Below are 12,222 nucleotides of genomic sequence, written 5' to 3'. Positions count from 1 at the left end.
ACTCATCCACAACAAAAGAAAAACAGGTTCCTGCGGCATAAATGCCAAGCAAGAACCTGTATTGTAAAATATGATGCGGTCAAGAGGACTCGAACCTCCACGATATTGCTATCACTGGCACCTGAAGCCAGCGCGTCTGCCAATTCCGCCATGACCGCATATTATGTATTGCAGTGATTCAATCACCGTAATTAAGAATATACTCTCTTTGGAGCGGAATTGCAAGCTTTAATTTTCAAGCCAGTACCTTCAGCACATCCGCGATCTTCCGCTGATGCGACAGGACACCGTAATTCATCCAGGCCATGAAATCCACCTCGTACACGCAGCGGTTGCGTACAGCAGGCAGACTTCTCCAGAGCTGTGTCTCCAGCAATTCCCGGCTCTCCCCTTCCTGAAGGTCAAACGTAATGAACAAATGATCTGCGGTCAAGCCTGCAAGCTCGTCATGGGTCAGATTGACACGCTTCTGTCCCCGGGTAAGATGCTGGACGGCGGGATGCCGCTGCAGCCCCAGATCCTCGTGCAGAACATGGGCGGAATATCCCAGATTCTCACTGCCATACAGGGCAACGCCATGGGCAGAAATCCGCAGCAGTGCCACCGTCTGTCCCCGGATGCTGCGGCTGAGCTGACGTTTGGCCTGCCGGGCCAGCTGCTCATAATCGCTGATGACCTCCTGCACACGGCCGGTTCTGCCGAAGACCGCTGCCGCCGAGCGCAATGTGGCCCGCCAGTCCTCCTGATGGAACGGCAGCCGGAACAATGGAGCCACCTGGCGGCATTCTCCCAGCTGCCAGCGCTGGAAGCCGTCATCCAGCATAATCAGGTCCGGTCTATACCGGGAGAGCCCCTGCCAGTCTCCGCCCGAAATATCAAACGCCGGAACCTGATCGAGACCCAGGTACTCCTGCTTGCCCCACTGGGCATGACAATACTGCACCACTGGCATAACCCCTAAGGCCACCAGGTAATCCTCCAGAAATGGCGCAAATACACGGACTCCTTCCTGATGAAGACTTCTGTATTGACCCGGAGTGACCCCAACCGTTGCCTTGAACCGCCGGTTGAAATAGTATTCGTTGCTGTACCCAGCAGCCAGTGCAACCTCATGCAGACGGTCCCCGGTCAGCAGCAATTGCTGCTGCGCCTGCTCAATCCGCAGACTGTTCAAGTGCTCCAGGGGAATCTGGCCGGTAATTTCTTTGAACAGCTGCGTATAACGCGCACGGCCAATCCCGGCAATCTCCGCCAGCTGGTCTACGGATAAGGCCTCACTGAAATGCTCCTCCATATAACGGATCGAACGCTCTACCGCCTCGCGGTCATCCTTGGTCTTCATCGCCGGGGCATTCGCCCGTATAATCAGCAGCAGCAGCTCCTGAAAACGGGTCTGGGCCGCAAACCATTCCATATCCTCCGGGCGCCGGCAGCTATAATATATGGAATCCAGCAGCAGGGCACACTGTGAGTAGGGCCTGCAGTTAAGAAGTCCCGGCACGAGCAGGCCCTCTCCAGACAGCTTGTCCACTCCGCCATGATTGCTGTGTCCTCTGCGGATGACTTCAAAGGAGAGCTGGTAAAAGCTGATCCCCTGCTCTCCGGCCTGGATTCTGTTTACCGACCCGGCTTCGATCAGAAATCCGGCACCCTTCTCCAATGGATAACGCCAATGATCTGCCTTGAGCCAGCCCGCTCCTGCCGATACAATGATTAATACATGCTCTTGATATACAGCGACCGGTTCATTTCCCCCGGGTGACCGGGTAACTGCTTCTATGTTAATCAGGCTGTAGAGCAGCGTTCTTCCGGTGCTTGCCTGCAAATGTTCCGCCATTCTACCCCTCCTGATTGAGAACCATTATCATCAGTTCTAAGTGTAAAACAAAAAAGAGGATCTATCAACCTGCTGATAGATCCTCTTTTCGCTTTTATAATATAAACAGCAGCTTGTACGGAATACTATTTCACGAAGGCTTTCAACAGATCATCCAGCTTCATCAAATTGGCCGTAATGGCACCGGACTGCCAGTGGGAACGCTCCATTCTGTAGATGTTTCCGTTCTTCACCGCAGGCAGGTTCTTCCACAGCGGGCCATCGAGAATCCGAATCGCCTCCTGGTTGGCCGCAGTATCCCAATTCCCGTTGTCAGGGAACACAATGATATGATCCGCTTGAAGCTCCGGGATCACTTCTTCTGAGATAATCGACTGGAATTCCGTCATCTCAGCAGCCATAGGAACAGGTGTCAGACCGAATTGATTATAGAGTACACCGGTAAAGCGGTTTTTGACTCCAAAAAGAGCAACGGTTTTGTCCGCCACATTAAGCCGGATCACAGCCACCTTCTCCTGTCCCAGTGCCTGCTGCAGCGCGGCCTTTCCATCTGCCACCTTCTGGTCATATTCGGCCAGTACAGCCTTTCCCTTCTCAGGAATACCGAGCGCGTCTGCGACCGCTGTAAGGATCAGCCTTGAATCCTGCAATACGCTCTCCGGCAGGCGGTAGGTTGGAGCTACCAGGGAATACTGCTCATACTTAGCGGCATCCACACCGCCATCGGCAATAATCAGATCCGGATTCTTGTCCAGCAGTGCTTCTATGCTGCCGCTGATATCAAATTCAGGTACATCCAGATTGAGATAATCCTGCTTGCCCCAGCTTGGATGGTACCACTGCACCACCGGAGTAACGCCCAGTGCCTTCAGATAGTCTTCCAGATAGATCGCTGCCACCCGCTGGGGGTTCACGGGAATTTTGACCTCGCCGAATTCCCCGGCAATCGTACGGGTTGCCCCTTCTGAGGATGGCTTATTCCCAGTCTCCGCAGGAGCTGCACTGGCTGCTACTGTCTGTTCCGCCTTATTCCCAGTCTGCACGGCGTTGCCGTCCGCAGCCTTATTATTTCCGCAAGCCGCTATAGCTGACATTGCCACTATAAGTACGACTGTCCCAATACATTTCCGACCCCAGCTTATCATTTCCGCTTCACTCCTGTGTCTAATTTCATTGATTATCATTCTCAATGACTTAATCACATCGTAGCATGTTCTGACCAGCTTTCAATGCACTTTCTCGGCAAAAATCTTATACAAACGTATAGTTGGCCCCGTCAAGCTGACGGGGCCTCTCGTTCACAACCGGTCTCCCACATATCTGTCGCGTCCCGCCCCCATGCCGGCCACGAATAGCAGCACGCATGCTCCCGCAAGCAGCGCCAGCGGTGCATTCCAGCTGCCCGCAGCATCATGCAGCAGGCCGAACAATGCGGGTCCCGCCGCTGCCAGCAAATATCCGGCTGACTGGGCCATGCCTGACAGCTCGCTTGCTTCCTGCACTGTCCGGGTGCGCAGGCTGAAGAACATCATCGCCAAGCCAAAAGCAAAACCGCCGCCTATTCCAATACAGATGGCCCATAACGCCATTAATTCTGTGCGGCCCAGCCAGACCCCAAGGATACCGATGATGAACAGCACGAAAGTAATGACTACCAGCAGGCGTTGATTCTTCATCCGTCCGGCCCAGAGCGGTACGAAGAAAGTGAACGGCAGCTGGGCCAGCTGCATCAGCGAAAGAATCCACCCCGCATGGCCCGGTGTCATCCCCCGCTCACCGAGAATCACCGAGAACCAGGAGATCAGAACATAATAGAGCAAGGACTGAAGCCCCATAAACAGCGTAACCTGCCAGGCAAGCGGAGAGCGCCAGATCCGTACGGCCGATGAGCGGACGGTGCCTGCACTGTTCTGACCGAGACTCTTCATCTGCGGAATCCAGAAGAGGGTTGCCAGGGCAGCGATCACAAACCAAAGGGCCAGGGTTCCCCTCCACCCCAGTCCGGCAGAGGTCGCCAAGGGAACACTCACCCCGGAAGCTGCCGCCGCACATATATTCATGGAAACGGTATACACTCCGGTCATCAGGCCGATGCGGTGCGGGAACTTCCCCTTAATCAGTCCCGGGAGCAGCACATTGCAGACGGCAATCGACAGGCCGATCATCGCCGTACCCGCAAAGAAAGTGACCGTCCCCGAAGCCGAACGGACCAGAATCCCCATCGACAGCGTCAGCATGGCCAGCATCAGGATATTGGGAAGTCCCAGCCTGCGGGCAAGCTGCGGAGCGAAGGGGGACAGAAGCGCAAAGGCCAACAAAGGCAAGGTCGTGATGGCTCCGGCCAGGGTATTCGATAAGCCGAGGTCATCACGGATCATCTCCAGCAGGGGGCCGACGGAGGTGAACGGGGCGCGCAGCGCGGCGGCCACACAAATAATGCCGATGATGAGCATCCAGCGGCTTCCGGTATTTGAATCATGGGCAGGCAGGCTTGTTCCTGCCATGTTGTTTTTACGGCTGAAATTCATGCTGATCCTCCAGGTCGCAGCAAAACACCCGCCAAGCAAAAGCTCGTCAGGGATGTAGGCTGTGATATGTATTACACCGGGTTTGCAGGCAGAAGATGCTGCTAGTCCAAGGCGCATGTGTCAATTATAGCCCTTAACGGCGGAGGCTGCACAAATATAAGTTCTTCCAGAGGGTTGACACCTCTTCTGATGCTGAATCAAAACCGCCGGTCTCCAGGACCAGCGGCCGCACACATGAAATCAAGCTAAATTAGCACCAAAGAGATTTAGAGATGATTACGAGCAGGATGAACAGAACCAGAATCGCTCCAGTGGAAGTGAAAGCTCCGCCGTATCCCCCAACATTTTCGCTCATGTTAACTCCTCCTTTACCCTTGGATACACTGTTAAAATATGTATAAAATATCTTCTTGGTATGGGTGTAGCGGCAATGAAATACCCGGGTTATATTCAATTTAATAATTTCTCACCGTTGACAAAACGTGTAACCCACTTTAGTATCCTAAGAATAAGGTTTAATTGAGAATTGATCTCAATAACCAGATACATAACACATTACAGAAAAGAGTGAACAAGAGATGCTGCGTCGTTTTTTCTCCTATTACCGTCCTTACAAGAAGCTGTTTATCCTTGATTTCACCTGTGCAGTAGGTGCCGGTCTGCTGGAGCTTGCTTTTCCTGTGGCCGTTAATAAATTCATTGACGATCTGCTGCCGGGTCAGGATTGGCCGCTGATTCTGATTGCCTGCGTTGCCCTGCTCGGGATTTATGCGCTCAATACAGCGATGAACTACGTAGTTACCTACTGGGGGCATATGCTGGGTATTAATATTGAAACCAATATGCGCAAAAAAATGTTCGATCATATCCAGAAGCTCTCCTTCCGCTTCTTCGACAACAACAAAACAGGTCATCTGCTCGGCAGAATTACCAATGACCTGAACGATATCGGGGAAGTCGCGCATCACGGGCCGGAGGATGTGTTCATTGCCGTCATGACACTGGTCGGCGCATTTGTGCTGATGGCCGATATCAATCTCCAGCTGGCCGTGATCACGTTCATCATCGTGCCGATTATGGCCTGGGTCATTATCCACTTCGGACGCAGCATGACCGAGACCTATCACCGTCTATTCGGCAACGTCGGGAACTTCAATGCCCGGATTGAAGACAATGTCGGCGGAATCCGCGTGGTCCAGTCTTTTGCCAATGAAGAATTCGAGAAAGAGCTGTTCGCCGTGGACAACCAGAAGTTCCGCGAGACCAAGCTGATGGCTTACAAGCTGATGGCCAAAAGCTCGTCGGTCAGCTATATGATGACCCGTCTGATCACCATTGTCGTGATGGTCTGCGGCGCGTGGTTCTTCATCAAGGGAGAGCTGGAAATCGGGGAATTTGTCGCTTTCATTCTGCTGTCCAACGTCTTCTTCCGGCCGATTGAGAAGATTAATGCTGTCATCGAGAGTTATCCGAAGGGGATTGCCGGCTTCAAACGTTATCTGGAAGTCATTGATACCGAGCCGGATATCGCCGACAAACCGGATGCTGTAGAGGTTGGAACGCTTCGCGGGGATATCAGCTTCAGCAAGGTCAGCTTCGGCTATGAAGACGACCGCAAGGTACTGGAGGATATCAGCCTGAGCGTTAACGCCGGTGAGACGATTGCTTTCGTCGGACCTTCCGGTGCGGGGAAAACAACCATCTGCAGCCTGCTCCCCCGGTTCTACGATGTGACCGGCGGCGCGATCTCCATCGACGGGATCGACATCCGCGATATGAAGCTCAGCTCGCTGCGCAAGCAGATCGGGATCGTGCAGCAGGATGTATTCCTCTTCTCCGGTACGATCCGCGAGAATATTGCCTACGGCAAGCTGGATGCAGAGCTGCCGGAGATCTGGCAGGCTGCCCGTCAGGCCCGGCTGGAGGAGCTGATTAACAGCCTGCCGAATGGTATGGACACTGTGATCGGCGAACGCGGCGTCAAGCTGTCCGGCGGACAGAAGCAGCGCCTGGCAATTGCCCGGATGTTCCTGAAGAATCCGCCGATTCTGATTCTGGATGAAGCCACCTCGGCGCTCGATACCGAGACGGAAGCGGCGATTCAGCAATCGCTGGCCGACCTATCCGTGGGCCGGACTACACTCGTCATCGCGCACCGCTTGACGACGATCAAGAACGCTGACCGGATCGTTGTCGTCAGCGAGGACGGCATCTCCGAGGAGGGCCGCCACGAGGAGCTGGTCAATGCCGGAGGCACTTACAGCCGCCTGTATCAGGCGCAGTATAATGCTTAGGTGTTTCTATTAATGCCGGAGTGAACAAGTCAGGCAGACTCAAATGAAAAACCTTCCGGAATGCGGCCAAGGGCGCATCCGGAAGGTTTCTTTATTTATATAAGAAACACTAAAGAAATTAACAAAAAGCAAAAGAAACGGAGGGGAAATTTGGAACTGTAGGAGCGTTAGCGACCGCCTTTGTCACCGGATTTCACCAGCGAAGAGCAGTTTAAATCAAGAAATCTGGTGACAACAGCGGCCGGAAGTCCAAATGTTCACCGTAGTGACGAATCAGCTTCAAGTACAAATCTTAAGTGTGTCTTATATATATTAAAATTGTGGAGCACTCTTAATATCCTCAACAATCGCCGCACCAAAGGCTTGAATCTCTTGAATACTGCTGGTGTAAGAAAATTCACTGCCCGCAGTAAAAACAGTAATTAGGAACAACTCTGGATCAGATTGTCGGGTCCATGTCCATTCAAAGGATTCGTCATAATGCGAAAAATAACCATTATATACATCCATAGGGAAATGATTAAGCATTTCAACGAATTTACTTAATGTAAAATTGGTCCATCCTACATCACTCACAACTCTGCTTCTATTCTCTGTATTAGTAACGATAAACTTACAGCCCTGGTCAGGTCTCTCATCACGATAGACAAATTCCATATTCAAAGATTTATCTTTCTCATAATGGTCTTGTAATGTAGCCAAATTATCGCCCTCCACCAATCCATTCGTCAGCACGGTCTGCCATTGCCTGGACCTCGTTCATGAACCATCCTGCATGATAGCCGTCACAGACAGCGTGATGGACCTGCAATGACAGCGGCAGGTATATGGAATCGCCTATGGTCGTGAATTTCCCTGCGGTAATAATGGGCAGAAGGTAATTCCCGTTACTGCTGATATTCAGGTTGAATCCGGTAAAGGAAGTCCACGGAATCATAGATACAGAAAAGGTATGCTCGGGTATCGGTGTCCTGGGGAACAATCGCCCGGAATCCTTATAATTCTCCACATCCGACAGGTAAGAATCGTGGAACGCTTGGAAATCCTTCGTGCCAGCCGTCCAAATCGCCGAGAAGGATTCCGAGACACTGTCAGCAATCGTATACAGCGGGTCTAGCTTGTCCCAATACCCTAACTCCCCCGCACTATTGTACCCCGTTCTGAACGCTGTATTGGAGTTGACCACACAGGTCATCAAGAATAGCAGGGCAGGATACAGCTTATATTCTTGTTGTTTTATCTTGCGGTATAAACTGCTAATCTCAATTTCTGCTGTCATGCTAAAGGTCGTACCCTGGTTCAGGTAATGAGTAAAGATCTCTTGACTCTTCCATTTATCCCTGTCAATCGGATTAAAATTCATTGGCTCTGCCTCCTAAATGTTTGTGTAAACCGGATTTAGGAGGCTGACTTGTCTGACTTTTTCATATAAAGTCCATCCTTTAAAAAGACTTCATATTATTGTATCATACATCACTATTTCAAAAAACGCTGCCCCCCGGCCTTGTGGCCCGTGTGACAGCGTTCGAAACCCGGCTGCACTAGCAGCAGCTCCGGCTTATTTTTTGGCGATATGGCACTTCAGCAGCTTGCCCTTCACGGTTGTCTCCTTCATCGCCTGTAGCACAAGTGATCCCTTGCCGTTCAGAATATCGACGTAGGTGACGTTATCCTGGATCGTGATGATTCCGATGTCCGCCGCCGTAATGCCCTCAAGCTTGGCAATGGTGCCGACGAAATCAACTGCGCGGAGCTTCTTTTTCTTGCCGCCGTTGAAATAGAGCTTCATGATGTCCTGGTTCATGACCTCGGTTTTGCCGGCTTTGCGGACCTGCTGCTTGCCCAGCTTCAGATCGAACGCCGGTTTGGCATAAGCCACCGCATCCTCCGAAGGAGCCTTCATGATTGGCAGGCTGAAGCCGATATAGCCTTCGATCTCCCTGACCCATTTGTGTTCATTCGGCGTAACGAAGGTGATCGCTTTGCCGCTTTTGCCGGCACGGGCGGTACGGCCGGTGCGGTGGACGTAGCTCTCTTTTTCCAGCGGGATATCATAGTTAATGACATGGGTGATGTTCTCGATATCAATCCCTCTGGCAGCAACGTCGGTGGCGATCAGATAACGGAATTGTCCCCGCTTAAAAGCATTCATCACCTCAAACCGCTCGTCCTGCTCCATGCCGCCGTGGATCTTGTCCACCGGATATTCGAGGTCGGCCATCCCGCGGAAGAGGGAATTCACCTGCTCCTGGGTCCGGCAGAAGATAATGCAGCTATCCGGATTCTCCACCGTCAGCAGATCGCTGAGCAGCCCGAACTTGGCAGCTTGTACGACTTCAATCAGGGCATGTTCGATCGACGCTGTCGTAATTCCGCTGGCTTCAATCTCAATGTCCACCGGCTCCGTCATATACTTCCGGCACAGATTCTTGATCACATCCGGCAGCGTCGCCGAGAACAGCATCGTTACACGCTCCTTGGGCAGCTGCTTGATGATCTTCTCAATCTGCTCGATGAAGCCCATGCTAAGCATCTCGTCCGCTTCGTCGATTACCAGATATTGTATCCGGCTCAGATTCAGCGTCCCGCGCTCGATATGGTCGAATACACGGCCCGGCGTGCCTACAACCACATGCGTCTTCTGGGTCAGCTCGATCTTCTGCGGGGCAAAAGGCTGCTTGCCGAACAGCGCTACCGCCTTGATCCGCTTGAAGCGCCCGATGTTCGTAATATCCTCTCTCACCTGCTGGGCAAGCTCCCGGGTCGGTGTCAGCACCAGCGCCTGGGGTTTGTTCTCCGCCCAATCGGCCAGCTCGCAGAGCGGGATGGCGAATGCTGCGGTTTTGCCGCTGCCGGTCTGCGACTTGACGATCAGATCGCGCGCCTTCAGTGCCACCGGAATCACCTTCCGCTGCACCTCCGTAGGGTCCACGTACTTCAGAACCTCGAGCGCACGGGTAATCTCCTCACTCAAACCATAATCACTAAACTGTACTTGTACTTCACTCATATTATATTCTACCTCTTCTATGCCGATTGTTCCGGTTCAGGCGGGGTCTCCCGCGTTCCATCCATCTTACGCATTATTCCATTATAACACCTACTCTGCCCCTTGATTCCATTCCTTATAAAATTGCTCCAAAAAAACCAGCATAAACTGATGGCGCTCCTCCGCCAATTGCTTCCCGTACGAAGTGTTCATAAGATCCTTCAGCTTCAGCAGCTTCTCATAAAAATGGTTGACCGCCGTCCCTTTGGAATAATCACGGTATTCTTCCTTCAGCGACTCGTCCCGGGGAGGGATCTTGGGATCATAGACCGGACGTCCCTTCGCTCCGGAGAAAACCAACGTCCGCGTAATGCCAATCGCCCCCAGCGCATCCAGACGGTCCGCATCCTGCACGATTTGTCCTTCCAGTGTAGACATCGGAGCTCCCCTGCCGCCGCTGAAGGACATCGTCTCGATGATCTCCATGATCTGCTCGCACGCAGCTTCATCCGGCAGATGTGCGGCCAGCCAAGTCTGGACTTTGAGCAGCCCCGCTTCCTTGGATGGATTCAGCTTCTCGTCAGCCACATCATGCAGAAGTGCCGCAATACTGCAGATCACGACATTGGCTCCCTCCATCCCTGCGATTAGAGCGGCTGTATTCCGTACCCGGTCGGTATGAAACCAGTCGTGGCCGGTGGTATCCTGGCCTAATTGCTCTTTGGCGAAATTTTCTGCCGCCGTTATGAGATGTATATAATCCATTATAATTACTCCTTTATGACTAATAATGCAGGTCTTGCGCTGCTGCTTCTGATCCGTTATAATGTGCTGTAATCCAGCCGGAAGGGAATTGATTCGCATGAACCGCTTGTCCATCATAACGAATCAACTTCATCATCACAAGCAGCGTTAGCACACCTGAATTCATTCAGGGAGGGCTAACGCATTTCGCGTTTGACCTCCCTGCGGCATAGATAAGCGCGCGGGACCATGGGGTCCGGCGCGTTTTTTATTTTACCGAAACTACAGAACAAGGGAGCTGCTAATGATGCAAAATATTAAAGGAACCTACGATTACTTCGGCCGCGAACAGGCCATCCGCCAGAAGGTGCGGACTACGCTTCAGGAGCTGTTCGAGCTGTACGGATTCGAGTCGATGGATACGACGCTGCTTAATGAGCTGGAGCTGCTGACCTCCAAATATGCCGGGGGCGATGAGATTCTGCGCGAGATGTACCAGCTTACGGATCAGGGCGGGCGCAGGCTGGGGCTGCGTTACGATCTGACGATCCCTTTTGCCAAGGTGATTGCTACGAATCCGGGTATTGTGTTCCCATACCGGCGCTACGAGATCGGCAAGGTGTTCCGCGATGGTCCGGTCAAAAAAGGCCGCCTGCGCGAGTTCCTGCAATGTGACGCTGATGTGGTCGGCATCGCCGGTCCGCAGGCTGAAGCCGAGCTGATGCAGCTGGCCGCGGAGGTCTTCCGCAGACTGGATATCCCGGTGGTGCTGAAGTGGAACAACCGCCGCTTCCTGGGCGAGATTCTCGGAGCGGTCGGCGTTCCGCCACAGGAGCAGCTCTCCGTCATGCTGACGCTCGACAAGCTAGCCAAAATCGGCAGCGGCGGTGTGCTGGCAGAGCTGACGGACAAGCAACTGACTGCTGAGACGGTTCGGCTGATTTCGGAGCTGCTGGAGCTGACGAACCCGGGGTTCGGGCAAATGGTAGAGAGATATAAGCTGGACGGGCAGCCCGGTACGCTTGAGGTAGTAGCCTTGCAGCAGCTGATTGATGCGGTTGGCCTTGCGGAAGTGTGCGTCTTCGATCCTTTTTTGTCACGCGGGCTGTCGTTCTACACGGGGACAGTCTATGAAATCTTCGATGCTTCAGGCAGCTATACTTCCAGCCTCGGCGGCGGGGGCAGATATGACGCCATCATAGGGAAGCTCGTCGGACGCGACGATATAGAGTATCCTACAGTCGGCATCTCCTTCGGGATGGAGTCGATCATGGCGCTGCTGGGCGAACGCCCGGCGGATACGGCGGACCGTTCCGGTGTCCTGATTATTCCCGTCGGCGGATATCTGCCGCAGGCTCTGGTTGCTGCCGCTGCCCTGCGGGCCGCAGGCATCCGCACAGGCGTGGACACCGGCACGCGCAAGCTCAAAAAAACACTGGCCGCAGCTTCAGCCAAGGGCATCCGCTATGTCATTATGGTTGGGGAGAGCGAGGTCACTGTGGAGAAGCTAAGGCTGAAGGATATGGAGCTGGGGAGCGAGAGGCTGGTTACAGTGACGGAGGCGGTTCAGTTAATTACGGGGTGACTCCGAAGCCTCTCCCCAGTCACAATTTATTGATGCTGATAGCTAAATGTTGCACTTTTTGCAGAATGTTTCGTCAGTTTGGCCCCGGGCACGCACATTGTTGCACTTATTGCAGGAATCCCATCCAATTAGCACTTGAGGAACACACATTGTTGCAATTTAGGCAGGAATTCCATCAGATCAGCACCGGGGAATGTGCAATGTTGCATTTTATGCAGGAATCCCATTAGCTCGGGCCCGGGGAA

General features: G+C 52.9%; 11 protein-coding genes and 1 tRNA gene. 2 read left to right on the top strand and 10 right to left on the bottom strand.

Annotated elements, in window-relative coordinates; all coding sequences use genetic code 11:
• Nucleotides 1-74 precede the first annotated feature (74 nt).
• The 5 genes from KDC22_RS10710 to KDC22_RS10690 all read right to left on the bottom strand — a co-directional run bounded on the left by KDC22_RS10710 (nt 75) and on the right by KDC22_RS10690 (nt 4,720).
• A tRNA-Leu gene (locus KDC22_RS10710) sits at nt 75-158 on the bottom strand.
• 77 nt (nt 159-235) lie between these two features.
• Nucleotides 236-1,837 carry a helix-turn-helix domain-containing protein gene (locus KDC22_RS10705; RefSeq protein ID WP_173139111.1) on the bottom strand — a complete coding sequence of 534 codons (1,602 nt, stop codon included), beginning with the start codon at nt 1,835-1,837 and terminating at the stop codon, nt 236-238.
• A 125-nt stretch (nt 1,838-1,962) separates the two neighbouring features.
• Nucleotides 1,963-2,931, bottom strand: coding sequence for an ABC transporter substrate-binding protein (locus KDC22_RS10700; RefSeq protein ID WP_246553451.1), 969 nt, complete (start codon nt 2,929-2,931; stop codon nt 1,963-1,965).
• Between the two features lie 204 nt (nt 2,932-3,135).
• Nucleotides 3,136-4,365, bottom strand: a complete 1,230-nt coding sequence (locus tag KDC22_RS10695) for a CynX/NimT family MFS transporter (protein WP_246553450.1) — start codon at nt 4,363-4,365, stop codon at nt 3,136-3,138.
• Between the two features lie 250 nt (nt 4,366-4,615).
• On the bottom strand, nt 4,616-4,720 hold the full coding sequence (locus tag KDC22_RS10690) for a YjcZ family sporulation protein (RefSeq protein ID WP_211723001.1): 105 nt from the start codon (nt 4,718-4,720) through the stop codon (nt 4,616-4,618).
• Between the two features lie 223 nt (nt 4,721-4,943).
• Between KDC22_RS10690 and KDC22_RS10685 the strand changes: the two genes are divergently transcribed.
• On the top strand, nt 4,944-6,659 hold the full coding sequence (locus KDC22_RS10685) for an ABC transporter ATP-binding protein (RefSeq protein ID WP_211723000.1): 1,716 nt from the start codon (nt 4,944-4,946) through the stop codon (nt 6,657-6,659).
• 312 nt (nt 6,660-6,971) lie between these two features.
• On the opposite strand, the gene KDC22_RS10680 is transcribed toward KDC22_RS10685, so the two are convergent.
• The 5 genes from KDC22_RS10680 to KDC22_RS10660 all read right to left on the bottom strand — a co-directional run bounded on the left by KDC22_RS10680 (nt 6,972) and on the right by KDC22_RS10660 (nt 10,579).
• Nucleotides 6,972-7,361 (bottom strand): hypothetical protein, encoded by a 390-nt coding sequence (locus KDC22_RS10680; protein WP_211722999.1) that lies wholly within the window; start codon nt 7,359-7,361, stop codon nt 6,972-6,974.
• Between the two features lies 1 nt (nt 7,362).
• Nucleotides 7,363-8,022, bottom strand: a complete 660-nt coding sequence (gene catA / locus KDC22_RS10675) for a type A chloramphenicol O-acetyltransferase (RefSeq protein ID WP_211722998.1) — start codon at nt 8,020-8,022, stop codon at nt 7,363-7,365.
• A gap of 195 nt (nt 8,023-8,217) precedes the next feature.
• Nucleotides 8,218-9,669, bottom strand: a complete 1,452-nt coding sequence (locus tag KDC22_RS10670) for a DEAD/DEAH box helicase (protein WP_173139107.1) — start codon at nt 9,667-9,669, stop codon at nt 8,218-8,220.
• Nucleotides 9,670-9,759: 90 nt separating this feature from the next.
• Nucleotides 9,760-10,413: an HD domain-containing protein gene (locus KDC22_RS10665; protein WP_211722997.1), complete on the bottom strand. Its 654-nt coding sequence runs from the start codon at nt 10,411-10,413 to the stop codon at nt 9,760-9,762.
• A gap of 19 nt (nt 10,414-10,432) precedes the next feature.
• Nucleotides 10,433-10,579, bottom strand: coding sequence for a hypothetical protein (locus tag KDC22_RS10660; protein WP_211722996.1), 147 nt, complete (start codon nt 10,577-10,579; stop codon nt 10,433-10,435).
• 120 nt (nt 10,580-10,699) lie between these two features.
• Between KDC22_RS10660 and KDC22_RS10655 the strand changes: the two genes are divergently transcribed.
• Entirely contained in the window at nt 10,700-11,977 is a 1,278-nt protein-coding gene (locus KDC22_RS10655) for a histidine--tRNA ligase (RefSeq protein WP_211723990.1), read from the top strand.
• Nucleotides 11,978-12,222: the final 245 nt, after the last annotated feature.

It is taken from the genome of Paenibacillus tritici (assembly GCF_018207515.1).
GTDB lineage: Bacteria > Bacillota > Bacilli > Paenibacillales > Paenibacillaceae > Paenibacillus_AQ > Paenibacillus_AQ tritici.
This window is presented reverse-complemented; position numbering and strand designations above follow the sequence as displayed.

Coding starts and splice junctions, on each gene's coding strand:
- KDC22_RS10705 (WP_173139111.1), bottom strand. CDS start 1,837: ATGGCGGAACATTTGCAGGCAAGCACCGGAAGAACGCTGCTCTACAGC.
- KDC22_RS10700 (WP_246553451.1), bottom strand. CDS start 2,931: ATGTCAGCTATAGCGGCTTGCGGAAATAATAAGGCTGCGGACGGCAAC.
- KDC22_RS10695 (WP_246553450.1), bottom strand. CDS start 4,365: ATGAATTTCAGCCGTAAAAACAACATGGCAGGAACAAGCCTGCCTGCC.
- KDC22_RS10690 (WP_211723001.1), bottom strand. CDS start 4,720: ATGAGCGAAAATGTTGGGGGATACGGCGGAGCTTTCACTTCCACTGGA.
- KDC22_RS10685 (WP_211723000.1), top strand. CDS start 4,944: ATGCTGCGTCGTTTTTTCTCCTATTACCGTCCTTACAAGAAGCTGTTT.
- catA (WP_211722998.1), bottom strand. CDS start 8,022: ATGAATTTTAATCCGATTGACAGGGATAAATGGAAGAGTCAAGAGATC.
- KDC22_RS10670 (WP_173139107.1), bottom strand. CDS start 9,669: ATGAGTGAAGTACAAGTACAGTTTAGTGATTATGGTTTGAGTGAGGAG.
- KDC22_RS10665 (WP_211722997.1), bottom strand. CDS start 10,413: ATGGATTATATACATCTCATAACGGCGGCAGAAAATTTCGCCAAAGAG.
- KDC22_RS10660 (WP_211722996.1), bottom strand. CDS start 10,579: ATGAATTCAGGTGTGCTAACGCTGCTTGTGATGATGAAGTTGATTCGT.
- KDC22_RS10655 (WP_211723990.1), top strand. CDS start 10,700: ATGCAAAATATTAAAGGAACCTACGATTACTTCGGCCGCGAACAGGCC.